Origin of the sequence: Thermus brockianus (genome assembly GCF_001880325.1) — a bacterium.
Taxonomy (GTDB): Bacteria; Deinococcota; Deinococci; order Deinococcales; family Thermaceae; genus Thermus; species Thermus brockianus.
Window position 1 is genome coordinate 1,830,748 of record NZ_CP016312.1, and the last position, 23,535, is coordinate 1,854,282.

The window sequence follows — 23,535 nt, forward strand, 5'->3', positions numbered from 1 at the left end:
TGGTGGGCGTGCGGGTGTTCCGCGTGCTCTTCCTGACGCTTCTAGGGCTCCTGGTGGGGGTGTCCCTCGCCCTGGGTTACCTGGCCTACGCCTACACCCGCCAGCTCCCGGACCTTGCCCAGTTTGAGCGGCTCCGCCTCACCGCCACCTCGGTGCTCTATGCCCGGGATGGCGCGCCCATAGCCCAAATCGCCAGCGTGGAGGAGGGGCGGGCCATCCACCGGAGCCTGGTCCGCCTAGAAGAGGTATCGCCGGCGGCGGTGGCGGCCATCGTGTTTTCCGAGGACCGCCGGTTTTTCCAGCACTATGGGGTGGACTTCGTGCGCCTTCTGGGGGCGCTTTACGCCATCGCCCGGGGGGACCTGCAGGGGGGGAGCACCATCACCACCCAGGTCATCAAGAACACCCTTCTTAAGGAGCTGGCCCAGGCCCGTTCCCTGGAGCGCAAGTTCAAGGAGTGGGCCTTGGCCTTAGAGCTGGAGCGGCGTTACACCAAGGAAGAGATATTGGAAATGTATCTAAACATCATCCCCTGGGGGGGGAACGCCGTGGGGATTAAAGGGGCGGCGGAGGCCTACTTCGGCAAGGATCCCGCCGCCTTGACGCTGGCGGAGGGGCTTTACCTGGCCTCCCTCATCCCCGCCCCTAACGCCCGCTACGCCGACCTTCCGGGGGTGCGCCAGCGCATGCGCTTCCTCCTGGACCAGATGGTGGCCGAGGGGTGGGTGAGCCCTGAGGTGGCCGAGGCCAGCTGGCGGGAACCCTTGGTGCCCAAGGGGTGGCAGGCCCGCTACGATGGCGAGGGAAACCTCTTGGAGGCCAAACTCGTGGACCCCGAGGCCCGGCTGGTGCGCCAGCTGGACTTCCGCATGGCCCCCTACTTCGTTTTGGAGGTGCGGCGCTTCCTCGAGGCCCGCTTCGGCCGGGAAAAGGTGTATGGGGAAGGGGGGCTCAAGGTCTACACCACCCTGGACCCCGCCATGCAACGGGCGGCGGAACGGGCGGCAGAGGAGGCCCGCCTGCCCGAGGGGGCGGACCTGGCCATCGTGGGCCTGGACCCGGAAACGGGGGAGGTCTTGGCCATGGTGGGGGGCATAAGGCGGGAAGAGGACGAGTACAACCGGGCCACCCGGGCCCTAAGGAACCCGGGAAGCGCGGTCAAGCCCTTTGTCTACGCCACCGCCTTTGAGGAGGGGTTCACCCAGGCCACCTTGGTGCCCGACCGCCCCCTGGAGTTTCCCGACCCCAGCCAGCCCCAAGGGGTGTGGCGGCCCAAGAACTTCTCGGGGACCTTCCTCAACCGGGAGATTACCGTGCGCTACGCCTTGGACCTCTCCTTGAACCTTCCCGCCATCTACACCGCCAACGCCATCGGGGTGGAGAAGGTGGCGAGGAAGCTTTCCGAGGCGGGGTTTGCCGTGCGTTACCCCACCTTGGCCATCGCCATTGGCGGGGCCTCCATCACCCCGGTGGACCTGGCTGCCGCCTACGCCGCCTTTGCCAACGGGGGCTACCGGGTCACGCCCCTTTACGTCCTAAGGGTGGAGGACGCCAAGGGGACGGTTCTCTACCAGGCGAGCCCCGAACGGCGCCGGCTTTTTAGCCCCGAGGCCGCTTACCAGGGCTGGGACCTCCTGAAGGGCTACGTGTACGATCTGGGGGAGCGGGGCCTGGCCAAGGGGGCCCGCATCCCGGGCCGGGTGGTGGGGGGGAAGACGGGCACCACCAACGAGGCCCGGGACCTCTGGTTCGCCGGGGTGACCCGGGGGCTTTCCGCCGTGGTCTGGGTGGGCCGGGACGACAACAAGCCCTTGCGCATGGGGGGGCGGGAGCCCTCCAGCTCCGTGGTCAACCCGCCCATCTGGCGGGCTTTCGTGGCGGAGGCCTTAAGGGGCCGCCCGGGAGGGGACATCCCCCCGCCTTCTGGGCTTGTGCAGGCCCGGGTGGACCTGGTTTCGGGCAAGCCCGCGCCGGAGGGCGTGGCCATGTGGTTTCCTGAGGGCCGGGTGCCCCTTCCTCCGGTAGAACCCCCTACCGAGGCCACCCCGCCCCCTCCTTCCGAGCCGCAACCCCAAGCGGCCCCGGAGGCCCCGCCCACCCCACCCTTGGAGGAACCCCATGGAACCTCGCCCTGACCTGAGCCACATCCGCATCGTCTTGGTGGAGCCGCAGGAGCCCATGAACGTGGGGGCCGTGGCCCGGGCCATGCGCAACTTCGGCCTTTCCCGGCTTTACGTGGTCAACCCCCATCCCCGGGTGGGCCCGCCCTGGGCCCGGGAGGCCTATTGGGTGGCGGTGCACGCCGAGGGGATTCTGGACGGTGCCGTGGTGACGGGAAGCCTTTTGCAGGCCCTCGAGGGCACCCGGTTCGTGGTGGCCACCACGGGCCGGCCCCGGGAGCTTTACCCCGCCCCCGTGGTACCTGCTTGGGAGGTGCCCCGCCACGTCCTTTCCGTGGAGGGGGAGGTGGCCTTGGTCTTTGGCCGGGAAACCTTTGGCCTCACCAACGAAGAGCTGGACCTGGCCCACCTCATCGGCACCATTCCCACCGCCCCCGAGCAGCCCTCCTTGAACCTGGCCCAGGCGGTGGTGGTCTTCGCCTACGAGCTGTACAAGGGGGCTTTGGCCAACGGGGAGGGGGAAAGGGAAGAACTCGCTTCCACGGAGGCCCTGGAGGCCCTCTTCGCCGATCTCGGAAGGTACATCTTGGAGATCGGCTTCACCGACCCCCACCGCCACCCCTACGCCATGCGCCGCCTGCGCCGCATCCTGCATAAGGCACGGCTTTCCCCGGGGGAGGCGCAACTTTTGAGGGGGCTTCTCCACCAGAGCCGTTACGCCATGGGGAAGAAGGATGGCTAGCCAAAGCCTCTACCGCCTCGTCCGCTTAGCCCAACGCCTCTTGCCGCCCCTCATCGCCTTGGTGGTGGTGGCCTTTGAGGTGGCCCTTCTTCCCTACCGGCACGTGGATGCCCTCCTTTGGCTCCGCCTGGGCTTTTACGGCCTGGTGGGGCCTTTGGTGACCTACGCCGTCTTGGAGTGGATCGCCCAGGAGGTCCTGGAGAAGCTCCGGGCGGAAAGGGCGCTAGAGGAGGCGAACCGCAGGCTTTTGGCGGCGGGGCGGGTTTTCCGGGAGGCCCTGGAGAGCGAGAACCTGGAGGAGGCCGTCCAGCGCGTGGCCCGGGCCCTCCAGGAAACCTTGGGCTACCCCCTGGCCCTGGAGGTGGAGGGCGTGCGGGCGGGGGAGGAGTGCGGGGGGGTAAGGGTGGAGCTTCCCGGCCTCAGGGGATACCTGGAAGCCTGCCCACCTACCCCGGAGCGGGCCTTCCTGGAGGTGCTGGCCCACGAGGTGGGAGGGGCCTTGCAGGCCGTGGTGGCGCGAAGCCGCGACCTCCTCACCCTTTTTGAGGTGGACCAGGCCCTGAAGGCGGAGGCCAACCTGGACCGGCTTTTGGAGAACCTCTTGGAGCGCATCCAGGACTGGGCCGAGGCGGAGGGAGGCGGGGTGCTCCTTCTGGACGAGGAGGGGTTCTTGGTGCCCCGGGTGGTGCGGAACCTGGCCCTTCCCAGCCATCCTTTCCTCCCCGAGGGGGCTTGGAAGGGGGCCTTGGAGGGCCCGGTGTTCGTGGCCCCCGAGACCCTGGCCCTTCCCCTGAAGGCCCGGGAGCCCGTGGGGGTCTTGGCGCTTAAGGGAAAGGGCCTTTCCCGGCGCATCCCCTTTCTCTCCTTTCTGGCCTCCCAGGTGGCCCTGGCGGTGCGGAACGCCCAGGCTTACCTGAGGGCGGAGGAGCTCGCCATCAACGAGGAGCGCACCCGGATTGCCCGGGAGATCCACGACGGCCTGGCGCAAAGCCTGGCCTTCATGGCCCTGAAGCTGGACCTGGCGGAAAGGCTTTTGGACAAAGACCGGGAAGCCGCCCTAAAGGCCCTTGCCGAGGTGAAGGATACCTTGCGGAGCCAGATCCGCGAGGTGCGCCGGAGCATCTTCGCCCTGAGGCCCATTGACCTGGAGCGCTACGGCTTCCTGGAGTCCGTGCGCCGCTACGCCCTGGCCTTCGCCGAGCAGGCGGGGTTCCGGGTGCACCTTTCCTTGCCCGATGGGGTGGGCCTGTCCCAGGCGAGCGAACTCGTCCTCTTCCGCGTCCTGCAGGAGGCCCTCACCAACGCCGCCAAGCACGCCAAGCCCACCCGGGTGGAGGTGGTTTTGGAGCCCTTGGGGGAAAGGGGGGCGAGGCTGCTCGTGCGGGACAACGGCCAGGGCTTCCAACGCCCTGAGGCCCAGGGCCTGGGGGGTTTTGGCCTAACCCAGATGCGGGAGCGGGTGGAGGCCAGGGGGGGGCGGTTCTGGGTGGCCTCGGCCCCGGGGAAGGGCACGGAGGTGGGGGCGGAGGTACCCTACTAGGGGCCCTATGATGGAGGGTATGGAGCGGCCCACGCGCGTGCTCTTCGTCTGCTTGGGCAACATCTGCCGAAGCCCCTTGGCGGAAGGGGCTTTTCGCAAACTGTTGAGGGAGCGGGGCCTCGAGGCCCACTTTGAGGTGGACTCCGCCGGCACCGGGGCTTGGCACGCCGGGGAACCCATGGACCCAAGGGCCAGGCGGGTGCTGGAGGCGGAAGGGGCTTACTTCCCCCACGTGGCCCGGGCCATGACCCGGGAGGACGCCCTCTACTACGACCACATCCTGGTCATGGACCGGGAGAACCTGGCCGAGGTCCTAAGGCGCTTCCCCGAGGCCCGGGGCAAGGTGCGGCTCCTTTTGGACTACCTGGGCGGGGGCGAGGTGAAGGACCCCTACTACGGGGACGACCAGGACTGCCTCGAGGCCTACTGGACGGTGGAGGCGGCCTGCAAGGCCTTTCTGGAGGCCCATGGACCCAAGGGCGCTTCTCCGGCGGGCGGGGCTTGAGGCAAAGGCCCTTCCCGTCCCCCTCCACGGGGGGGATATCGCCCGGGTGTGGCGGGTGGGGCCTTATGTGGTGAAGCTGGCGGAAAACCCCCCACCGGGCCTTTTCGCCGCCGAGGCCCGGGGGCTTGCCGAGCTGGGGAAAAGGGGGGTGCGGGTGCCCCCGGTGCTCCACGTGGCCGAGGAGGGGCTGGTGCTGGCGTACCTGGCGCCGGGGAAGGAGGACTGGGAGGGCCTTGCCGCCATGCTTGCCCACCTGCACCGGCAAAGGGAGGCGGCGTATTGGGCCGAGCCTGGCTTCCTGGGCACCTTTCCCCTTCCCGGGCGCCAAGGGGGGGAGTGGACGGAGTTTTTCTTCCTGCGGTGCATTGAACCCTTCCTAAAGGCCACCTGGGAGCGCCTCGAGGGGCTTGGGCCCCAGGTGGAGGCCCTTTTCCAGGACCCTCTCCCCACGGAAGGCCCCGCTCCCCTCCACGGGGACCTTTGGCACGGAAACGTCCACTTCGCCCAAGGGGGGCCGGCCCTTCTGGACCCCTCCTTCTTCGTGGGGGAGAGGGGGGTGGACCTGGCCATGATGCGGCTTTTCGGGGGCTTCCCTCCCGCCTTCTGGCGGGCCTACGAGGCCCTGTACCCGGTGCCCGAGGCGGTGGCAAGGGCCCTGCCCCGGTACCAGGTGTACTACCTGCTCGCCCACGTGCACTTCTTTGGCCAAGGCTACCTGGGGGCGCTATGGAAGGCGATTTCCGCCTCTTAGGCCCCATTGACCTCCTGCAACTCCTGGCCCAGGGGGGCAGGACGGGGCTTTTCCAGGTGGAAACCCCGGGTGGGGTGGGGGAGGTCTACCTGGAGCGGGGCCGCCCCGTGCACGCCGCCTTCCTGGGCCGGGTGGGCCGGGAGGCCCTTTTGGAGGTGCTCGCCCTGAGGGAGGGGCGTTTCCGCTTCCACCTGGGGGGCAGGGCCCCCCTCACCACCCTTTCGGGCCCCTTGGAGGCCTACCTCCTGGAGGCCATCCGCACCCTGGACGAGAGGGTGGAGGTGGGCCCCTTTGACCTGGTCCGCCCCTCCCCTCGGCTCGGGGCGGTGGGGGCCACCCTGGACCCGGTGGAGCTCGCCCTCCTGGAGGACCTGGGCCAGGGCAAGAGCCCCTTGGACCTGGTGGGGCCCTCGAGGCCCCTGGAGGAGGTGCTAAAGCGCTTCGGCCACCTGGCCCGGCTCCGCCTGGTGGAGGTTTCGCCCCGGGTACCCCGCACCGCCCGGCTTCAGGTCACCTTGGGGAAGCGGGGCGCCCAGGTGGAAGCCCTCCTCCTAAAGGCCTGGCGGGCCCACTACGGCGCCTTTACCCACGTGCGGGTCAAGGGGGCAAAGGAAGCGGTTTTGCCCGTGGAAGGGGCGGAGGGGCTTGGGGTGGAGCTGCGCCTTGCCCCCGAGCTCCTCCTCTTCCACGGGCTCAAGGTGGGGGAAGAGGTCCTGGTCTGGCCCGAGGTATAGTGGCCCCATGCGGGAAGCCTTGGTGGCTTTGGAATCCGCCCTCCTCACCCACGGCCTGCCCTATCCCCTGAACCTGGAGGTGGCCCAGGCCTTGGAGGGGGCGGTGCGGGAAGAGGGGGCAAACCCGCGCACCATCGCCTTGCTGGATGGGGAGGTGCGGGTGGGCCTTAGCCCGGAGGAGATGGAGCGCCTCGCCCAAGGCGGGGCGGAGAAGGCGAGCCTTTGGAACCTGGCGGCCCTCCTCGTTAAGGGGAAAAGCGCCGGCACCACGGTGGCGGCCACGGTCCACCTGGCCCACCGCCACGGGATAGAGGTCTTCGCCACGGGGGTATCGGGGGGGTGCACCCCGAGCCCCACGACGAGAGCGCCGACCTCGTGGCCCTGGCCCGCACCCCCATCCTGGTGGTGGCCTCCGGGCCCAAGGCCATCCTGGACCTGAGGGCCACCCTGGAGCGGCTGGAGACCCTAGGGGTGAGCGTGGTGGGCTACCGCACGGACCGCCTACCCGCCTTCTTCTCTCCCGTTTCCCCCTACCCGGTGCCCGCCCGGGTGGAAAGCCCCCTGGAGGCGGCCCAGGTGTACCGGAAGGCCAAGGCGCTGGGCTTGGGGGCGGTTTTGTTGGTAAACCCCGTTTCCGAGGGAATCCCCTATGAACGGGTGGCGGCGTGGGTGGAGGAGGCGAGCCACCAAGCGGCCCGGGAAGGGGTCTATGGCAAGGCCCTCACCCCCTACCTCTTAAGGCGGCTTTCCGAGCTTTCCCAGGGGGAAACGGACCGGGTGAACCGGCGCCTCCTCTTGGAAAACGCCCGCCTGGCGGCCCAGGTGGCCCGGGCCCTTGCCGAGCTAGAATAGGCCTGTGTGCGAGCTGGGGGAAAGGCTTAGGCGGGCGCGGGAGGAAAGGGGCCTAAGCCTCAAGGAGGCGGCGGAGCGGCTTTCCCTGAAGGTGGGGGTTTTGGAGGCCCTCGAGGCCTGCCGCTTTGCGGAGCTTCCCGAGCCGGCCCTGGCCCGCGGGTACCTAAGGCGCTATGCCCGGCTTTTGGGCCTGGACCCCGAGCCCCTTCTCGCCCTTTACCCCAAGGCCCCTACCCTAGAGCCGCCCCCGCCCCCCAGCGCAGGGGGCGGCCTTGGGCCCTGTGGCTCTTTCTCCTTTTGGGCCTTGGGGCTTTGGGCTATGGGGCTTACCTCCTCCTGAGGCCCGCCCCCACGCAGGTGGTGGCCGTGCCGGAACCCCCGAAGCCCCCTGAGCCCCTGCGCTACACCCTCCGGGTGGGGAGCGAGCCCCCGGGGGCCCGGGTTTACCTGGACGGCTTTTACCTGGGCCAGACCCCCTTGGTGACCCCGCCCTTGGAGGGGGGGAGGCGGGTTTTGCGGGTGGAGCTCCCCGGCTACGCCCCGTGGGAGGAGGAGATCGCCCTGGACCGGCACCTCTCCCTGAACGTGCGGCTTACACCCCTTCCCCAGGCGCCTTCCCCTGCCCCGGCTCCTTCGGCGCAGGCGGGAAAGCTCGTGCTCCGGCTAGAGGGTAGGAGTTGGCTTCGGGTGACCCAAGGGGAAAAACGGCTTTATGAAGGCATCCCCGAGGTGGGCACGGAGCTTAGCTTTGACCTCCCCGTGGAGGTGCGGGCTGGGAACCCCGGGGGGGTGCGGGTCCTCCTGGACGGGAAGGATTTGGGGCTTATGGGGGAGCCGGGCAAGCCCCTTACCCGGAGTTTCCCCTAGGCGGGGCCTTCCGGTTTTCGCTATACTGCAACCTTGTTGGGGGTAGGCCCCAAGGAGCGCTATGGCGAAGATTGGCTTCGTGAGCCTGGGTTGCCCCAAGGCTTTGGTGGATTCCGAGCAGATCCTCTCCCGGCTCAAAGCTTTAGGCTACGAGACGAGCCCCACCTACGAGGAGGCCGAGGTGGTCATCGTCAACACCTGCGGCTTCATCACCCCCGCGGTGGAGGAGAGCCTCGAGGCCATCGGGGAGGCGCTCAAGGAGAACGGCCGGGTCATCGTGACGGGGTGCCTGGGGGCGCGGCCGGAGGTGATCCGCGAGCGCCACCCGGAGGTCTTGGCGGTCACGGGGCCAGGGGAGGTGGAGGAGGTCTTGGAAGCGGTGGAAAGGGTCTTGCCCCCTCCCCGGGACCCCTTCTTGGACCTGGTGCCGCCCCAGGTGAAGCTTACCCCCAAGCACTACGCCTACCTCAAGCTTTCCGAAGGGTGCGACCACCGGTGTAGCTTCTGCATCATCCCCAAGCTCCGTGGAAGGCTTCGCTCCCGGGACGCCGCCGAGGTCCTGGCCGAGGCGGCGAGGCTTGTGGCCACGGGCACCAAGGAGCTCCTCCTCATCGCCCAGGACCTTTCCGCCTATGGGGTGGATCTGGGCCACCGGGCGAGCTTCTGGGGCGACCGCCTGGTGCGGGCGGAGCTTAAGGACCTCCTCGCCCACATGGCCGAGCTGGGCGCCTGGATCCGGCTCCACTACGTCTACCCTTACCCCCACGTGCGGGACCTCCTTCCCCTCATGGCCGAGGGAAAGGTCCTCCCTTACCTGGACGTTCCCTTGCAACACGCCTCCGAGCGCATCCTGCGGCGCATGCGCCGGCCAGGGGGGTACCAAAGCCACCTCCAGACCCTGAAGGCCTGGCGGGAGGTGGTGCCGGAACTCGCCCTTCGCTCCACCTTCATCGTGGGCTTTCCCGGGGAAACGGAGGAGGACTTCCAGGTCCTCCTGGACTTCCTGGAGGAGGCGGAGCTGGACCGCGTGGGGGTCTTCACCTACTCCCCGGTGGAGGGGGCGGAGGCCAATGCCCTGGACGGCCACGTGCCCGAGGAGGTGAAGGAGGAGAGGAAGGCGAGGCTTATGGAGCTCCAGGCCAAGGTGAGCCTGCGCAAGAACCGGCGCCTTGTGGGAAAGACGCTAGAGGTCCTGGTGGACGAGCTTCCCGAACCGGGCCTCGCCATAGGCCGCACCTACCGCGACTCCCCCGGCATTGACGGGGTGATCTACGTGGAAACGGACGGTACGGTGCGGGTGGGGGAGAGGATCCAGGCCAGGGTGACCCGGGCCGACACCTACGACCTCTACGGCGTCCAGGTTTAGGATAGGGGCGGTATGTACATCGTCATCGCTGGGGGCGGGGAGGTGGGCGGGGAGCTGGCCCGTACCCTGGAGAAGGCCCACGAGGTGGTGGTCATTGACCGGAACCCCCAGGCCAAGGAGCGCCTCGCTCACCTGGACGTGAAGGTGGTGGTGGGTGGGGCCACGGACCCCGACACCCTAAGGGAAGCGGGCGTGGACCGGGCGGACCTCTTCATCGCCAGCACCGATTCCGACGAGGTGAACCTCCTCGCCTCCCTCCTGGCCAAGGGCCTTGGGGCGAAGGAAACCCTTTGCTTTGTGGGCAAAGGGGGGTACGTGGAGGTTTTGGCCGATCCCCGCACGGCGGAAATCCTCGGCACCCGCATTGACAAGGTGCTCTGGCCGCAAAGGGCCATGGCCCGGGAGATCGTGGAGGTGATCCTGGTCCCTGGGGCGGTGGACACGGAATTCCTGGCCGGGGGAAGGCTTCGCTTTGTGGAGTACCGGGTGAAGGAAGGGGGGCCCTACGTCCACCGCCTCCTGGTGGAGGAAGCCTGGCCCGAAGGGGTCTTGGTGGTAGGGGTGGTGCGGGATGGGGCTTTCCTCAGCTTCGCCCATCCGGACTTCCCTGAGCTCGTGCTGGAGCCTGGGGATAAACTCCTCTTCGTCACCACCTTGAGGGCCTTCCCCGAGCTGGAGGCCTGCTTCGCCACGGGTCGGGGGGTGAGGCGGGTCATGGTCTTGGGCGGGGGGAACGTGGGCTTTATGGTGGCCCAGGAGCTTTTGCGCAGGCGGCTGGAGGTGGTCATCATTGAACCCAACCGGGAGCGGTGCGAGTGGCTTTCCCAGGAGCTTCCCGGGGCGTTGGTGATCCAGGGGGACGGCACGGACCTGGAGCTTTTAGAGGCGGAGGGGATGCAGGAGGCAGACGTGGTGGTGGCGGTGACGGACAACGACGAGAAAAACCTCCTCGCCTCCCTCCTTGCCAAGCAGCTTGGGGTGGGCAAGGTCATCACCCGGGTTTCCCGTTCGGAAACCCGCAGGCTCTTTGAACAGGTGGGGATTGACCTCCCCCTCACGCCCCGCCAGGCGGCGGTGCGGGCGGTGTTGGACTTCCTGGGACCGGAGAACGTGGAGCATGTTTCCACCATGGACGAGAACATAGAGCTCCTGGAGGTGGAGCTTCCTGGAGACTTCCGCCCGAGACCCCTTAAGGCCCTGGCCGAGCCCCAGGTGGTTCCCGTGGCGTTGGAACGGGATCACCGGGTGATGCTTTACCGGGAGGACCTGTCGGCCCTCCCTGGGGATCGGCTCTTCTTGGTGGCGGCCCGGGAGGTGGCGGATGAAGCCGTGGCCCGCATCGCCCGCTAAGTCGGGCTTCCGCTCTAGCCTTTACCTCCTTGGGCTCACCTACCAGGGAATGGGGGGCCTCCTCTTCCTCTTCGCCCTCTTGGCCTTCCTCCTTGGGGAGGATGCCCGGGGTTTCGCCCTGGGGGCGCTTCTGGGGGCTGTTTTGGGTAGAGCCTTTCAGGCCATGGGCCATCCCCAGGCCCAGCCCCGCAGGGCCGAGGTCTTCGCCAGCGTGGCCCTGCTTTGGATCCTGGTGCCCGCCTTGGGGGCGGTGCCCTACTGGGTTTCCGGGGGGCTTAGCTATCTGGACGCCCTCTTTGAATCGGTTTCCGGCTTCACCACCACCGGGGCCACGGTCCTCGCCGATTTCGGCCAGTTTGGGCAAAGCCTTTTCCTATGGCGTGCCCTGACCCAGTGGATGGGGGGCATCGGCATCGTGGTGCTTTTCTTGGTGATTTTTCCCCAGCTCCAGGTGGCGGGGCGCCAGGCCTTCTTTGCTGAGAGCACGGGGGTAGAGAAGGACCGCCTGACCCCCAGGCTTCGGCACACGGCCATGGCGGTGCTCAAGGTGTACTTGCTCCTTACGGGGCTTGCCTTCCTCGCCTACCTGGGGGCGGGTGTACCCCTTTACGAGGCCTTGGCCAATGCCCTCACCACCATCCCCGCCGGGGGGTTTAGCCCGAACCCCCAAAGCTTTGCCGCCTATACCCCCCTGGCTCAGTGGCTGGGCACCCTTTTCATGTTTTTGGCGGGGGTGAACTTCCTCTTGCAGTACCGGCTTTTATTCGGCCGGGAGGTGAAGCCCCTTCTTCGGGACGCCGAGTTCCGCGCCTATGTGGGCATCGTTTTCCTTTTCGGGGCCCTCCTCGCCCTTTACCTCTACACCCACCACCTGTATGGGCTGGAAGCGAGCCTCCGCCACGCTTTTTTCCAGGTGGTTTCTATCCTCACCACCACGGGTTTCGCCAGCGTGGACTTCGCTCAGTGGGTGGTTCCCGCCCAGGCCCTCCTGGTCTTCTTGATGTTCATCGGGGGAAGCGCCGGCTCGGGGGCGGGGGGCGTCAAGGTGGTGCGCTGGCTTCTCCTGTTTGGGCTGTTGCGCCGGGAGGTTACCCGCACCCTGCACCCGCAAGCGGTCCTGCCCTTGCGCTTGGGGGTGCGGGTGGTGCCGGAGGAGGCCCTGCGGCAGGTTTCCGTTTTCGTCTTCCTCTACACCGTGCTTTTCGGTCTGGGGGCCTTGGCCTTGGCCCTCTTGGAAGGCGACTTCGTGGTGGCCTTCACCGCCAGCGCCCAAGCCATCGGCAACATCGGCCCAGGGCTTGGTCCCGTGGGGCCCATGGGTTCGTATGCGGAGCTTACCCCGCTGTCTAAACTGGTCCTGGTCTTCCAGATGTGGGCCGGACGCATAGAGATTCTGCCCGTGGTCCTCCTCTTTAGCCCGGAACTTTGGCAAAGGCTCCGCTAGTTTGGGTATAATCTCCCCCCGTGAGGACCCTAGGCCATATCACCGCCATGCCCGTGCTCCCGGGGCCCCTGCAGGGCTTGAGGGAGCTTGCGTATAACCTTTGGTGGAGCTGGAACCCGGAGGCGGCGGAGCTATTCCAAGAAATAGATCCTTTGCTCTGGAAGCGCTTCCGGGGCAACCCCGTGAAGCTCCTCTTGGAGGTGGACCCGGCCCGCCTCGAGGCCCTCTCCGGCACCAGCTACCCGGCCCGGGTGGAGGCGGTGGTGGGCGCCCTGCGCCGCTACCTGGAGGAGAGGCGGGCCAAGCAGGGCCCCAGCGTGGCCTACTTCTCCGCCGAGTACGGCTTCCACAGCTCCCTGCCCATCTACTCTGGGGGGCTTGGGGTTTTGGCCGGGGACCACATCAAGGCGGCAAGCGACCAGGGCCTGGACCTGGTGGGGGTGGGGATCTTTTACCACGAGGGGTACTTCCACCAGCGCCTTTCCCCCGAAGGGGCCCAGGTGGAGGTGTACGAGCCCTTGCACCCCGAGGAGCTTCCGCTTCTTCCCGTCCAAGACCCCGAAGGGCGGCCCCTAAGGGTGGGGCTGGACCTGCCGGGAAGGAGCCTTCTCCTTGGGGCTTACCGGGTCCAGGTGGGGGCGGTGCCCGTCTACCTCCTTACCGCCAACCTGCCGGAAAACGCCCCCGAGGACCGGGCCATCACCGCCAGGCTTTACGCCCCGGGTTTGGAGATGCGCCTTTTGCAGGAGATGGTCCTGGGGATTGGGGGGGTGAGGCTCCTGCGCGCCCTGGGCCTTTCGCCCCAGGTCTTCCACATGAACGAGGGCCACTCCGCTTTTCTGGGGTTGGAAAGGCTTCGGGAACACTTTTTGGAGGGACATCCTTTCCCTGTGGCCTTGGAAAGGGTCCGGGCTGGAGCGCTTTTCACCACCCATACCCCCGTGCCCGCCGGGCACGACGCCTTCCCCCTGGACCTGGTGGAGCGTTACCTGGGGGGCTTCTTTGACGGGCTTGGGGTGGGGTGGGAGGCGCTTTTGGCCCTTGGCCTAGAGGAAAAGCCTTGGGGCAAGGTTTTCTCCATGTCCAACCTGGCCCTTTCCACCAGCGCCCAGGCCAACGGGGTCTCCCGCCTTCACGGGGAGGTTTCCCGCCGGATGTTCCACCACCTGTGGCCGGAACTTCTACCCGAGGAGGTGCCCATCGGCCACGTGACCAACGGGGTGCACACCTGGACCTTCCTGCATCCCCGCCTCCGCCGCCATTACGCCGAGGTGTTTGGCCCCGAATGGCTCAAGCGCCCGGAGGACCCCGCCACCTGGAAGGTGGAGGGGCTAGGGGAGGCGTTTTGGCGCATCCACCAAGAGCTTCGGGGCGACCTGGTGCGGGAGGTGCGGCGGAGGCTTTACGAGCAACGTCGCCGCAACGGGGAAAGCCCAAGCCGCCTGCGCGAGGCGGAGAGGGCCTTGGACCCCGAGGCCCTCACCATCGGCTTCGCCCGCCGGTTCGCCACCTACAAGCGGGCCGTCCTCCTCTTCAAGGACCCCGAGAGGCTTCTCAAAATCGTGCGGGGACCCTATCCGGTCCAGTTCGTCTTCGCCGGCAAGGCCCACCCCAAGGACGAGCCGGGAAAGGCGTACCTGCAGGAGTTGGTGGCGAGGATACGGGAACTGGGCCTCGAGGACCGCATGGTGGTCCTGGAGGACTACGATATGTACCTCGCCCGCGTCCTGGTCCACGGCTCGGACGTCTGGCTCAACACGCCCCGGCGTCCCCTGGAGGCCTCGGGGACGAGCGGCATGAAGGCCGCCCTGAACGGGGCCCTCAACCTGAGCGTGTTGGACGGCTGGTGGGCCGAGGCCTATAATGGCAAAAACGGCTTCGCCATCGGGGACGAGCGCACCTACGAGAGCGAGGAGGCCCAGGACATGGCGGACGCCCAGGCCCTTTACGACGTCCTGGAGTCCGAGGTCCTTCCCCTCTTCTACGCCGTGGGGTCCGAAGGGTACTCCTCCGGCTGGCTTTCCATGGTCCACGAGAGCCTCCGTACCGTGGGGCCCCGGTTCAGCGCCGCCCGCATGGTGGCGGAGTATAAGGCGCTTTACCAAACGGGGAAGGCCTGGTCCGAGCGTACCGCCCTGGAGGCGGAAGCCCTTAAGGCCTTCCACGAAGCCCTGCCCCGCTTCTTCAACCTGGGGCTGAAGGTGGAGGTACCGGGGGACCTCACCCTCAACGGCACCCCCATGCGGGTGCGGGCCTGGGTGGAGGGGGAGGTGCCGGAGGCCTTGAGGCCCTTTTTGGGGGTGGAGCTCGTGGTGCGCCGGGCGGATGGGGCCTTTTGGGTGGTGCCCTTGGTGCCAGAGGGGGAGGGCTACGGCTTGGCCTACCGCCCGCCCCGCCCCGGCAGCTACGCCTATGGGGTACGCCTCGCCCTAAAGCACCCCATCACCGGCCGGGTGGGTTGGGTGCGCTGGGCCTAGGCTTGCTATAATCTTCCGGTGTACGCAAGGAGGTATGCGATGAAGAAACTTCTTGTGCTTTTGGGCCTTTTGGCGCTTTCCCTGGGGCTTGCCCAGGTGCGGAGCCTGGACCAGATTAGGCGCTCTGGGGAGATCCGCATCGGCACGGAAGGGGCTTTCCCCCCGTTCAACTACTTTGACGAAAAAAACCAGCTCACCGGTTTTGAGATTGACCTGGGCAACGCCATCGCCAAGAAGCTGGGGCTGAAGCCGGTCTGGATCACCCAGGCCTTTGACAGCCTCCTCATCCAGCTCAACCAGGGCCGTTTTGACTTTGTCATCGCCTCCCACGGCATCACCGAGGAAAGGGCCAAGGCGGTGGACTTCACCAACCCCCACTACTGCACGGGCGGGGTCATCGTGAGCCGGAAGGGAGGCCCTAAGACGGCCAAGGACCTCCAGGGCAAGGTGGTGGGGGTGCAGATCGGCACCACCTACATGGAGGCGGCGCAGAAGATCCCCGGGGTCAAGCAGGTGCGCACCTACCAGAAGGACCCGGATGCGCTCCAGGACCTCTTGGCGGGCCGCTTGGATGCCTGGATTACCGACCGCTTCGTGGCCAAGGAGGCCATCAGGGAAAGGAAGCTGGAGAACGCCCTGCAACTGGGTGAGCTGGTCTTCCAGGAAAAGGTGGCCATGGCGGTGGCTAAGGGCAACCGGAATGTCTTGAACGCCCTCAACAACGCCCTGGCCGAACTGATGAAGGACGGCACCTACGCCCAGATCTCCAAAAAGTGGTTTGGGGAGGACGTGCGCTGCAAGTAGCCTGAACGTGACCCAAGGGCCAAGCGCCCTTGGGTTTTCCTTCTGCCTATGCCCCTTTGGCTTCGCCTCACGTTGGTGCTGGCCCTCCTCCTTGGGGGCTACGTTCTCTTTTTCGTCCTTTTAGGGTATGCCCTAGAGCGGTACTTCCTCCTCACGGGCTTTGGTCCCGAGCGGGCGGCTTCCGCCAGCCAGGCCATGGCCTTGGGGGCGGAGATCACCTTGAAGCTCACCCTGATCTCGGGCCTGGCCGGCCTCGTCATCGGCGTCTTCGCTGGGATGTTCCGGCTTTCCGCCCGGGCTTGGGTGCGGCTTCCCGCCACCTTTTACATCTGGGTCACCCGGGGCACCCCTCTCTTGGTGCAGATCCTCTTCGCCTACAACGCCTTGCCCCTTTTGCTTCAGCCCCTTTGGCCTGGGGCGCAGCAGGCCCTCACGCCTTACTGGGCGGCCTTTATCGCCCTCTCCTTCAACGTGGGGGCCTACAACGCCGAGGTGGTGCGGGCGGGCATCCAGGCTATTCCCAAGGGGCAGTGGGAGGCGGCCTGGTCCTTGGGCCTTTCCCCGGCGGACACCATGCGCTTTGTCGTCCTGCCCCAGGCCTTAAGGATCGTGGTGCCCCCCTTGGTGAACAACGTGGTGGCGCTCCTGAAGGACTCCTCCTTGGCGAGCGCCATCGCGCTAACCGAGCTGGCCCTTTCCGGGCAAAGGATCATCTCCGCCACCTTTCGCCCGGTGGAGGTCTACCTGGCGGTGGCCGCCATCTACCTCCTCCTCACCACGGTGCTCACCGCCTTTACCAACCGTTTGGAGGTGCGCCTAAGGGTGCGCACGCGCTAGGGCTTGCCGCGGGGTAGCTACCCCCGGTATACTGCCCTCGGCTTAAAGGAGGTGCATGGATATGCGCTTAACGCGTTGGTTGCTGGCGGGAATGGCCCTCCTGGGCCTGGGTCTAGCCCAGGAGTTTATCACCATCGGCTCGGGTTCCACCACCGGGGTTTACTTCCCCGTGGCCACCGGCATGGCCAAGCTGGTAAACGACGCCAACGTGGGGATTAGGGCCAACGCCCGCTCCACCGGGGGCAGCGTGGCCAACATCAACGCCATCGCCGCCGGGGAGTTTGAGATGGCCTTGGCCCAAAACGACATCGCCTACTACGCCTACCAGGGGTGCTGCATCCCCGCCTTTGAGGGCAAGGCGGTGAAGGGGATCCGGGCCCTGGCCGCCCTTTACCCCGAGGTGATCCACATCGTGGCCCGGGCCGATGCCGGCATCCGCACGGTGGCGGACCTCAAGGGCAAGCGGGTGGTGGTGGGGGACGTGGGCTCCGGCACGGAGCAGAACGCCCGGCAGGTCCTCGAGGCCTACGGCCTCCGCTTTGAGGACCTGGGCCAGGCCATCCGGGTGAGCGCCACCCAGGGCATCCAGCTCATGCAGGACAAGCGGGCGGACGCCCTCTTCTACACGGTGGGCTTGGGGGCAAGCGCCATCCAGCAGCTCGCCCTCACCACCCCCATCACCCTGGTGGCGGTGGACCTGGCCAAGGTGCAGGCCATCGCCAAACAGTACCCCTTCTACGTGGGCTTCAACATCCCGGGCGGCACCTACAAGGGTGTGGACGTGACCACCCCCACGGTGGCGGTCCAGGCCATGCTCATCGCCTCGGAGAAGCTCTCCGCCGACACCGTGTACCGGTTCATGAGGGCGGTCTTCGGCAACCAGGAGGCTTTCAAGAAGATCCACCCCAACCTGGAGCGCTTCTTTAGCCTGCAAAGGGCGGTGAGGGGCCTGCCCATCCCCCTGCACCCCGGGGCGGAGCGCTTTTACAAGGAAGTGGGCGTCTTGAAGTAGGCTGAGGGCCGCACCCAGGGGGCCCCGCCTGGGGCCCCCTTTGCCTGGTGGCGAAGGAGGTAAAGGAGGGAGGATGACGGACGCCAACCTTTTGGTGGAGGAAAGCGAGCTAGGGGGAAGGCGCCCTAAAGGGGCAAGCCGCCTTCTCCTCTTGGGCCTAGGGGTGGCCTGGAGCCTCTTCCAGCTTTGGGCCACGGAGGTGGGCACCCTGGACCCCATGCGCCTTCGGGCGGTCCACCTGGCCTTTGCCCTGGCCCTGGCCTTTTTGGCTTACCCGGGAAGGCGTGGGCCCAAGGAGCGCATTCCCCTTCTGGACTGGGCCTTGGCCCTTTTGGGGGTGGCGGGGGCCCTTTACGTGGTGGTGGACTACTACGGCATCACCCAGCTACGGGGTGGCATCCCGAGCGGAAGGGACGTGGCCTTTGGCACCCTCACCCTCTTGGTGCTCTTCCTCGCCGCCTGGCGGGTGGTGGGGCCGGCCTTGCCCATCATCGCCTCGGCCTTCGTCCTCTACGCCCTCACGGGGCCGAAGGGCCTCCTTCCCTTTACCCTGCCCCCTTGGCTCCAGCTCCATGCGGGAAGCCAGTGGGGGCAGCTGGTGGGCCAGCTCTACACCACGGCGGAGGGCATCTGGGGGGTGCCCCTAGGGGTTTCCGCCACCTTCGTCTTCCTCTTCGTCCTTTTTGGGGCGCTTTTGGAGAAAGCGGGGGCGGGGCACTTTTTCATCCAGGTGGCCTATGGCCTCTTGGGCCATTTCCGCGGGGGGCCGGCCAAGGCGGCGGTGGTGGCGAGCGCCCTCACGGGGGTGGTTTCGGGAAGCTCGGTGTCCAACGTGGTCACCACCGGCACCTTCACCATTCCCCTGATGAAGCGGGTGGGCTACCCCCCGGAGAAGGCAGGGGCGGTGGAGGTGGCGAGCTCCTCCAACGGCCAGCTCATGCCGCCCGTCATGGGGGCGGCGGCCTTCATCATGGCGGAGTTCTTGGGTATCCCCTATAGCCAGCTCATCCTCATCGCCCTCGTTCCCGCCCTGCTCGCCTACGCCACCCTTTTCATCACCGTCCACATCGAGGCCCTGCGCCTGGGGCTAAAGGGGGTGCCCCGCTCGGAGCTCCCGCCCCTGGCCCCCGTCCTTCGCTCCGGGGCCCACTACCTCCTGCCCCTCGCCTACCTCATCTACGCCCTGGTGGGGCTTCGGCTAACCCCGGAGCGGGCGGCCTTGAACACCCTCTTCCTGATGGTTCTCCTCATCCTCCTCCAGGAGCTTTGGCGGGCCTGGCGGGGTGGGGCGGGCCTGGGCTTTGGCTTTGCGCGGGGGGTGAGGCTGCTCGTGGAGGGCCTCGAGGCGGGCGCTCGGGGCATGGTGGGCATCGCCCTGGCCACGGCCAGCGCCGGGGTCATCGTGGGCATCGTCACCATGACCGGGATCGGCTTCGGCCTCACGGACATCGTGGAGAGGCTTTCCGGGGGGAACCTGGTCCTGGTCCTCATCCTGGCGCAGCTCACAAGCCTCCTTTTGGGCATGGGCCTCCCCACCACGGCCAACTACATCGTCATGGCCTCCTTGGTGGTGCCCGTGGTCCTCACCCTGGCGGAAAAGGCGGGCTACCCTGTGCCCCCCGTGGCCGCCCACATGTTCGTCTTCTACTTCGGCATCATGGCCGACTCCACGCCCCCCGTGGCCCTGGCCGCCTACGCGGCGAGCGCCATCGCCAAGAGCGACTTCTGGAAAACGGCGGTCCAGGGCTTCGTGTATGAGCTTCGCACCGCCCTTCTCGCCTACATGTTCTTCTTCAACCCCAAGCTCCTCCTCCTCGGGGTGGAAAGCCCCCTGGAGGGGGTCTGGATCGTCCTCACCGCCCTCCTGGGCATGACCGCCTTTAGCGCAAGCCTCGTGGGCTTCCTGCACAAGCGGACCAACCTCCTGGAGAGGGCCTTGCTTATGGGGGCTGCCTTGACCCTGGTGGTGCCGGGCCTCCCGACGGACCTAGCGGGCCTTGGCCTTCTCGCCTTTACCTATCTCCTCCAGCGGGTGCGAAAATGAGGGCGGTGGAACCCATCATCCGCATCCGCAACCTGCAGAAGTGGTTCGGTTCCCTGCACGTGCTCAAGGGGATTGACCTGGAGGTGGCCCCGGGGGAGAAGCTCGTCATCATCGGCCCCTCGGGCTCGGGGAAGAGCACCCTGATCCGCTGCATCAACCGCCTGGAGGACTTCCAAGAGGGGGAGGTGGTGGTGGACGGGCTTAATGTGAAGGACGAGCGCGCCTTAAGGGAGGTGCGGCGGGAGGTGGGGATGGTCTTCCAGCAGTTCAACCTCTTCCCCCACATGACGGTCTTGGAGAACATCACCCTGGCGCCCATGCGGGTGCGGGGCTGGTCCAGGGAGAAGGCGGAAAAGAAGGCCCTGGAGCTTCTGGAAAGGGTAGGGATCCTGGACCAGGCGCGCAAGTACCCGGCGGAGCTTTCCGGGGGCCAGCAGCAACGGGTGGCCATCGCGCGGGCCTTGGCCATGGAGCCCAAGGTGATGCTCTTTGACGAGCCCACGAGCGCCCTGGACCCGGAGATGGTGGGGGAGGTGTTGGACGTGATGCGGGACCTGGCGCGGGGTGGGATGACCATGTTGGTGGTGACGCACGAGATGGGGTTTGCCCGGGAGGTGGCGGACCGGGTGGTCTTCATGGACCGGGGGCAGGTGGTGGAGGAGGGGAGGCCGGAGGAGATCTTCACAAGGCCCAAGGAGGAGAGGACCCGGGCCTTCTTGGAAAGGGTTCTGCACCACTAGCCCGTGGAGACGTGGTTTCGGGCCCTTAAGGCTTTGGCCGACCCCCGGGCCCCTTGGCCCGAGCGGCGGAAGGGGCTTTGGCTCTACGCCCTTTCCCTTTTGGGTGTGCAGGGCATTTCCCTCCTCCTTCTTTCCCCTTTTCTGCCCCGGGCGGACCATCCCCTCCTCTTTGGCCTGGCCCTTGTGGGGGGCGGGTGGTTCTTTTGGCTTGGGGAGAGGACGCGAAGGGAAAAGACCCCCCTTTCCCCCCTGGTGGCGGCGGGGTTTGGGGCCTCCTTGGCCTTCTTCCTGGGGGTGATGGGGCTCCTCCTAAGGCCCTGGGGGCTAGGGCTTTGGCTCCTGGGAGGGATGGGCTTTTACCTCCTCCTCAGGCGGGCCGAGGCGGCCTTAGGGGGAGGAGGTGGGGGAGGTCCTTGAGGCGGAGGCGGGCCAGGGCTTGGATCTCCCGAAGCCTTTCCTGGGCCCGCTGCTGCCCGAGCGCGTAGACCAGGGGAAGCCTCTCGTGGTCAAAGGTGTCTATGGGGAAGGGGGGGTCCAGGGAGAGGACGAGGTCCGCTTCCTGGAGGGCCAGCGCCTTCAGCCGCCTGCGGCTCGCTTCCCCGGCCAGGAGGGCGGCCTCGAGGGCCGTTTTTGGGGGCGCTTGGGGCGGCGGGTTGGACACGTCCACCGCCACCACCTTGGGGAAGAGGGCCTTGGCCGCCCGCACCGGGACCTTTTCCGCCACGTCCCCGTCCACGAGGAGCCTCCCCTGCCACTCCACGGGGGGAAAGAGCCCGGGGATGGCGGCGCTGGCCAAGACCGCTTGCCACACCGGGCCCTCCCGCAGGACCACCGCCTCCCCCGTGAGGAGATCCGCCGCCTGGATGGCGAGGGGGATGGGGCTCTCCTCGAGGCGGGCGTCCCCGAAGAGGCGCTTTAGGCCTTCCGCCACCCGGGCGGTATCCGCGAGCGCTTGCCGCCTGAGGGCGGAGAAGAGCCGGGCCAGGAGGCGGAGGTTTCCCGCACGCCGTAGATCCGCTATGGCCTCGTCAAAGACCGCCTGGTGCACCTTCCAAGGGTCCCGGTGGCCGAAGGCCCAGGCGCAGGCGGCCAAGGCGCCGGCGGAGCTTCCCGCCAGGCCCCGGATGGGGATGCCGGCCTCCTCTAAAACCCTCAGCACCCCCAGGTGGGCGTACCCCCGTACGCCCCCGCCGCCCAAGGCCAGGGCCACGCCCCTCATTCCGTATAGCCTAGCCCCAGTTCCTGCCCCTCGCGGGTGAGCTCGTTGAGCAGGTCTTGGCCTTTCTTCTTGGACGCCTCTAGGTAGGCCAGGAGGTCCTTGGCCAGGACCCGCCGATGGGTCCCCACCTTGCGGTAGGGGATTTCCCCTTCTTCCAGAAGGCGAACGAGATAGGGCCGGGAAACCCCGAGGAGTTCCGCCGCCTGGCTGGTGGTAAGCTCGGCCTCCAAGGGGACAACCCGCACGGGTTCATTTCTGAGGAGGGCCCCCAGGAGGTCTTGCAGGAGCTGGGCGAGCTCGGGGGTAAGGACCAGGGAAACCTCTTCCAGGTGCAAGACCTTTCCGGGGGTTAACCGCTCCCGGAACCGGCGAAGTTCTTCGTGGGCAGTTCGGGTTGCAAAGAGCACACCGCTCATGGTGTTCACAGCGTACCACATAAACGAAATAAACGCAATAGCCCTAGAGCTCGGAAGCAAACGCATGCAGGAGCCTAGCGAACGCCGTCAATCCCGCCTTTCTTAGGCTTTCCAGGAACGCAGGCACTTCTAATGGAGGGTTCCGCAGTTGACCTCTCTGGTTGCGTAGGATCTTGAGGATGGTCCCCGGTACGGCGTTTTCCCGAATTAAAGCATCGGCTAGTTCCATCAAGAATGCGTCAGGGTGTAGGGCTACGAGGTCAAAACGGGCCAAATCTTCTTCTGGAAACCCCCCTTTCGGATATTCAATGCATACCCCCTTGACAAGCCAAAGGAAAAGGGGGCGCTTGGTGAGCTGTGGAAGAACACCAGACGCCCCCTTCCATCCTACCCCTGCCCCTGGAGGAACTGGTCCCCCTGCTCCAGGCATGGCTCCAAGCCCGCTTGCCAGAAGGGGAGAGAAAACCCGGCAGGCCCAGGACCTTCTCCGACCTCAGCCTCTTTCTCTTCCACCTGGTCCGCGCCCTCCTGGGCTTCTCCAGCGAACGCATGCGCCGGGAACTGGCCCGCAACCCTAGGCTCCGCAAGCGCCTCGGTCTAGAGCGCGTTCCCTCCTCTGCCACCCTCAGCGAGCGGAGCCGGAAGCTACCCTGGCCCCTCCTGCGGGGAGGGAAGCGGGTGGGCCGGGGGAGGCGGGTGCTGGCCATGGACGCCACCCTTCTCCCCGCCCAGAGGTCGGATGGGGAGGCGGCTTGGGGCGTGGGCTCGGATGGGGGCTGGGTTTATGGGTACAAGCTCCACCTCCTCGTGGACCTGGACACGGGGGAGGTGCTGGCCCTACGGGTGACCCCGGCCTCATGGCACGACTCCCCGGTGGGGCGGGGGATGCTCTGGGGGGTGGAGAGGTTTCCTGGGGAGAAGCCCCCCGTGGTGGTGGCGGACGCGGCCTACGAGGGGGAAGCCAACTTTCGGTTGACGAGGAGGCGAGGGATGCTTCTGGTGACGGGGCATAACCGGAGACGGGGAAGGCCAAAGGGGAGGGGGCGGCTTTTGAACCTGCGGCGGCGGGGGAGAGGTGCGTACCGGAGGCTTTTGGGGCGGCGGTGGGAGCTGGAGACGGTCTTTGGTCTGCTGAAGGGGCCGATGGGGCTGGTGGGGGCGGTGGGGAGGGTACGGGGGCTGAAGGCGGTGGCCCTGCAAGTGGAAGCTTGGGTGATGGCCTGGAGCGTGGTGGCCCAGCTTCTTGGGCAGGCGGGTCTGCCCATCACCCGGGTGTTGCGGGCGGTGGCGTGAGGTGAGTACGCAGGTGAATATCCGAAAAGGGGGTTCTTCTGGAAAGTCATGGAGATTAAAGGTGAGGATGGCCTCTGCCCCTCCCCAATGGGCGGCGGCCACCACGTGGCGGTCGTCCTCGTCGGGAAGGTGGACCTTGGCCACCAGGTGTTCATAGCCTTCCACCAGGGGTTCATGCGGTTTCAACGCCGCCTCCATTTTGGCCGGCATAGCCCTAATCCGCTCCACCTGTTCGGGTCCTAGGTCGGGCCGCTTCTGTAGGAAATTTCGGATCCACTCCTCCTGTACCCGTTGGCTCCACTTGAGCCGCACTAGGCCTTCTAGGGCTAACCTCATGAAGAGGTCCCGCGTTTGGGTGGGGTATAGGACGCAAGCGTCTAGGAACAGGATGCGGGGTAGCATGGCCCAATTCTAAAGCTGGG

22 protein-coding genes and 1 pseudogene are annotated in these 23,535 nt (G+C 67.0%); 20 read left to right on the top strand and 3 right to left on the bottom strand.

Going from position 1 to position 23,535, the window contains the following annotated elements; all coding sequences use genetic code 11:
* Nucleotides 1-2 precede the first annotated feature (2 nt).
* From A0O31_RS09850 to A0O31_RS09935, 19 genes and pseudogenes are all read left to right on the top strand, one after another.
* Entirely contained in the window at nucleotides 3-2,135 is a 2,133-nt protein-coding gene (locus A0O31_RS09850; protein ID WP_071677698.1) for a transglycosylase domain-containing protein, read from the top strand.
* Nucleotides 2,119-2,862: an RNA methyltransferase gene (locus A0O31_RS09855; RefSeq protein ID WP_071677699.1), complete on the top strand. Its 744-nt coding sequence runs from the start codon at nucleotides 2,119-2,121 to the stop codon at nucleotides 2,860-2,862. The genes A0O31_RS09850 and A0O31_RS09855 overlap by 17 nt, the downstream gene beginning before the upstream one ends.
* Nucleotides 2,855-4,402, top strand: a complete 1,548-nt coding sequence (locus A0O31_RS09860) for a sensor histidine kinase (protein WP_071677700.1) — start codon at nucleotides 2,855-2,857, stop codon at nucleotides 4,400-4,402. Before A0O31_RS09855 ends, A0O31_RS09860 begins: the two co-directional genes overlap by 8 nt.
* A gap of 19 nt (nucleotides 4,403-4,421) precedes the next feature.
* Complete coding sequence (locus A0O31_RS09865) at nucleotides 4,422-4,907, top strand: low molecular weight protein-tyrosine-phosphatase (RefSeq protein WP_152024431.1); 486 nt, start codon at nucleotides 4,422-4,424, stop codon at nucleotides 4,905-4,907.
* On the top strand, nucleotides 4,870-5,658 hold the full coding sequence (locus A0O31_RS09870) for a fructosamine kinase family protein (RefSeq protein ID WP_071677701.1): 789 nt from the start codon (nucleotides 4,870-4,872) through the stop codon (nucleotides 5,656-5,658). Before A0O31_RS09865 ends, A0O31_RS09870 begins: the two co-directional genes overlap by 38 nt.
* On the top strand, nucleotides 5,634-6,392 hold the full coding sequence (locus A0O31_RS09875; RefSeq protein WP_071677702.1) for a DUF4388 domain-containing protein: 759 nt from the start codon (nucleotides 5,634-5,636) through the stop codon (nucleotides 6,390-6,392). The genes A0O31_RS09870 and A0O31_RS09875 overlap by 25 nt, the downstream gene beginning before the upstream one ends.
* A 7-nt stretch (nucleotides 6,393-6,399) precedes the next feature.
* Nucleotides 6,400-7,244 (top strand): annotated as a pseudogene (locus tag A0O31_RS09880) (pseudouridine-5'-phosphate glycosidase).
* A gap of 4 nt (nucleotides 7,245-7,248) precedes the next feature.
* Nucleotides 7,249-7,584 carry a helix-turn-helix domain-containing protein gene (locus A0O31_RS13185; RefSeq protein ID WP_237258998.1) on the top strand — a complete coding sequence of 112 codons (336 nt, stop codon included), beginning with the start codon at nucleotides 7,249-7,251 and terminating at the stop codon, nucleotides 7,582-7,584.
* Nucleotides 7,557-8,111, top strand: a complete 555-nt coding sequence (locus A0O31_RS13190; RefSeq protein WP_237258999.1) for a RodZ domain-containing protein — start codon at nucleotides 7,557-7,559, stop codon at nucleotides 8,109-8,111. The genes A0O31_RS13185 and A0O31_RS13190 overlap by 28 nt, the downstream gene beginning before the upstream one ends.
* 61 nt (nucleotides 8,112-8,172) lie before the next feature.
* Nucleotides 8,173-9,477, top strand: coding sequence for a 30S ribosomal protein S12 methylthiotransferase RimO (gene rimO / locus A0O31_RS09890; protein ID WP_071677703.1), 1,305 nt, complete (start codon nucleotides 8,173-8,175; stop codon nucleotides 9,475-9,477).
* A 12-nt stretch (nucleotides 9,478-9,489) separates the two neighbouring features.
* Nucleotides 9,490-10,827 carry a Trk system potassium transporter TrkA gene (trkA, locus tag A0O31_RS09895; protein ID WP_071677704.1) on the top strand — a complete coding sequence of 446 codons (1,338 nt, stop codon included), beginning with the start codon at nucleotides 9,490-9,492 and terminating at the stop codon, nucleotides 10,825-10,827.
* On the top strand, nucleotides 10,799-12,271 hold the full coding sequence (locus tag A0O31_RS09900; protein WP_071677705.1) for a TrkH family potassium uptake protein: 1,473 nt from the start codon (nucleotides 10,799-10,801) through the stop codon (nucleotides 12,269-12,271). The genes trkA and A0O31_RS09900 overlap by 29 nt, the downstream gene beginning before the upstream one ends.
* A 20-nt stretch (nucleotides 12,272-12,291) precedes the next feature.
* On the top strand, nucleotides 12,292-14,748 hold the full coding sequence (gene glgP / locus A0O31_RS09905) for an alpha-glucan family phosphorylase (protein ID WP_152024432.1): 2,457 nt from the start codon (nucleotides 12,292-12,294) through the stop codon (nucleotides 14,746-14,748).
* A gap of 39 nt (nucleotides 14,749-14,787) precedes the next feature.
* Nucleotides 14,788-15,552, top strand: coding sequence for an ABC transporter substrate-binding protein (locus A0O31_RS09910; RefSeq protein WP_071677707.1), 765 nt, complete (start codon nucleotides 14,788-14,790; stop codon nucleotides 15,550-15,552).
* Nucleotides 15,553-15,600: 48 nt separating this feature from the next.
* A complete protein-coding gene (locus tag A0O31_RS09915; protein ID WP_071677708.1) occupies nucleotides 15,601-16,389 on the top strand; it encodes an amino acid ABC transporter permease in 789 nt (262 codons plus the stop codon).
* A gap of 61 nt (nucleotides 16,390-16,450) precedes the next feature.
* Entirely contained in the window at nucleotides 16,451-17,401 is a 951-nt protein-coding gene (locus A0O31_RS09920; RefSeq protein WP_071677709.1) for a TAXI family TRAP transporter solute-binding subunit, read from the top strand.
* Nucleotides 17,402-17,474: 73 nt separating this feature from the next.
* Nucleotides 17,475-19,445, top strand: coding sequence for a TRAP transporter permease (locus tag A0O31_RS09925; protein ID WP_071677710.1), 1,971 nt, complete (start codon nucleotides 17,475-17,477; stop codon nucleotides 19,443-19,445).
* Complete coding sequence (locus A0O31_RS09930) at nucleotides 19,442-20,185, top strand: amino acid ABC transporter ATP-binding protein (RefSeq protein ID WP_071677711.1); 744 nt, start codon at nucleotides 19,442-19,444, stop codon at nucleotides 20,183-20,185. Before A0O31_RS09925 ends, A0O31_RS09930 begins: the two co-directional genes overlap by 4 nt.
* A 3-nt stretch (nucleotides 20,186-20,188) precedes the next feature.
* Nucleotides 20,189-20,602 (top strand): hypothetical protein, encoded by a 414-nt coding sequence (locus tag A0O31_RS09935; protein ID WP_071677712.1) that lies wholly within the window; start codon nucleotides 20,189-20,191, stop codon nucleotides 20,600-20,602.
* Here the strand turns inward: A0O31_RS09935 and A0O31_RS09940 are convergent.
* From A0O31_RS09940 to A0O31_RS13645, 3 genes are read right to left on the bottom strand one after another with little or no spacing between them, the layout of a single operon-like run.
* Nucleotides 20,553-21,404, bottom strand: coding sequence for a patatin-like phospholipase family protein (locus tag A0O31_RS09940; protein WP_071677713.1), 852 nt, complete (start codon nucleotides 21,402-21,404; stop codon nucleotides 20,553-20,555). The genes A0O31_RS09935 and A0O31_RS09940 overlap by 50 nt on opposite strands.
* A complete protein-coding gene (locus tag A0O31_RS09945) occupies nucleotides 21,401-21,841 on the bottom strand; it encodes a helix-turn-helix domain-containing protein (protein WP_237259000.1) in 441 nt (146 codons plus the stop codon). The genes A0O31_RS09940 and A0O31_RS09945 overlap by 4 nt, the downstream gene beginning before the upstream one ends.
* A 22-nt stretch (nucleotides 21,842-21,863) precedes the next feature.
* The gene (locus A0O31_RS13645) at nucleotides 21,864-22,250 is read right to left on the bottom strand and encodes a VapC50 family PIN domain-containing toxin (RefSeq protein WP_476756172.1); all 387 of its coding nucleotides are present in this window, start codon (nucleotides 22,248-22,250) and stop codon (nucleotides 21,864-21,866) included.
* On the opposite strand from A0O31_RS13645, the gene A0O31_RS09955 reads away from it, so the two are divergent.
* On the top strand, nucleotides 22,178-23,113 hold the full coding sequence (locus tag A0O31_RS09955) for a transposase (protein ID WP_071676838.1): 936 nt from the start codon (nucleotides 22,178-22,180) through the stop codon (nucleotides 23,111-23,113). The genes A0O31_RS13645 and A0O31_RS09955 overlap by 73 nt on opposite strands.
* Nucleotides 23,114-23,535 lie beyond the last annotated feature (422 nt).

Bases quoted from the DNA above. Each gene is read 5' to 3' on its own strand.
- A0O31_RS09855 (WP_071677699.1), top strand. From the start codon at position 2,119: ATGGAACCTCGCCCTGACCTGAGCCACATCCGCATCGTCTTGGTGGAG.
- A0O31_RS09860 (WP_071677700.1), top strand. From the start codon at position 2,855: ATGGCTAGCCAAAGCCTCTACCGCCTCGTCCGCTTAGCCCAACGCCTC.
- A0O31_RS09865 (WP_152024431.1), top strand. From the start codon at position 4,422: ATGGAGCGGCCCACGCGCGTGCTCTTCGTCTGCTTGGGCAACATCTGC.
- A0O31_RS09870 (WP_071677701.1), top strand. From the start codon at position 4,870: ATGGACCCAAGGGCGCTTCTCCGGCGGGCGGGGCTTGAGGCAAAGGCC.
- A0O31_RS09875 (WP_071677702.1), top strand. From the start codon at position 5,634: ATGGAAGGCGATTTCCGCCTCTTAGGCCCCATTGACCTCCTGCAACTC.
- rimO (WP_071677703.1), top strand. From the start codon at position 8,173: ATGGCGAAGATTGGCTTCGTGAGCCTGGGTTGCCCCAAGGCTTTGGTG.
- trkA (WP_071677704.1), top strand. From the start codon at position 9,490: ATGTACATCGTCATCGCTGGGGGCGGGGAGGTGGGCGGGGAGCTGGCC.
- A0O31_RS09900 (WP_071677705.1), top strand. From the start codon at position 10,799: ATGAAGCCGTGGCCCGCATCGCCCGCTAAGTCGGGCTTCCGCTCTAGC.
- A0O31_RS09910 (WP_071677707.1), top strand. From the start codon at position 14,788: ATGAAGAAACTTCTTGTGCTTTTGGGCCTTTTGGCGCTTTCCCTGGGG.
- A0O31_RS09915 (WP_071677708.1), top strand. From the start codon at position 15,601: ATGCCCCTTTGGCTTCGCCTCACGTTGGTGCTGGCCCTCCTCCTTGGG.
- A0O31_RS09920 (WP_071677709.1), top strand. From the start codon at position 16,451: ATGCGCTTAACGCGTTGGTTGCTGGCGGGAATGGCCCTCCTGGGCCTG.
- A0O31_RS09925 (WP_071677710.1), top strand. From the start codon at position 17,475: ATGACGGACGCCAACCTTTTGGTGGAGGAAAGCGAGCTAGGGGGAAGG.
- A0O31_RS09930 (WP_071677711.1), top strand. From the start codon at position 19,442: ATGAGGGCGGTGGAACCCATCATCCGCATCCGCAACCTGCAGAAGTGG.
- A0O31_RS09940 (WP_071677713.1), bottom strand. From the start codon at position 21,404: ATGAGGGGCGTGGCCCTGGCCTTGGGCGGCGGGGGCGTACGGGGGTAC.
- A0O31_RS09945 (WP_237259000.1), bottom strand. From the start codon at position 21,841: ATGTGGTACGCTGTGAACACCATGAGCGGTGTGCTCTTTGCAACCCGA.
- A0O31_RS13645 (WP_476756172.1), bottom strand. From the start codon at position 22,250: ATGCCTGGAGCAGGGGGACCAGTTCCTCCAGGGGCAGGGGTAGGATGG.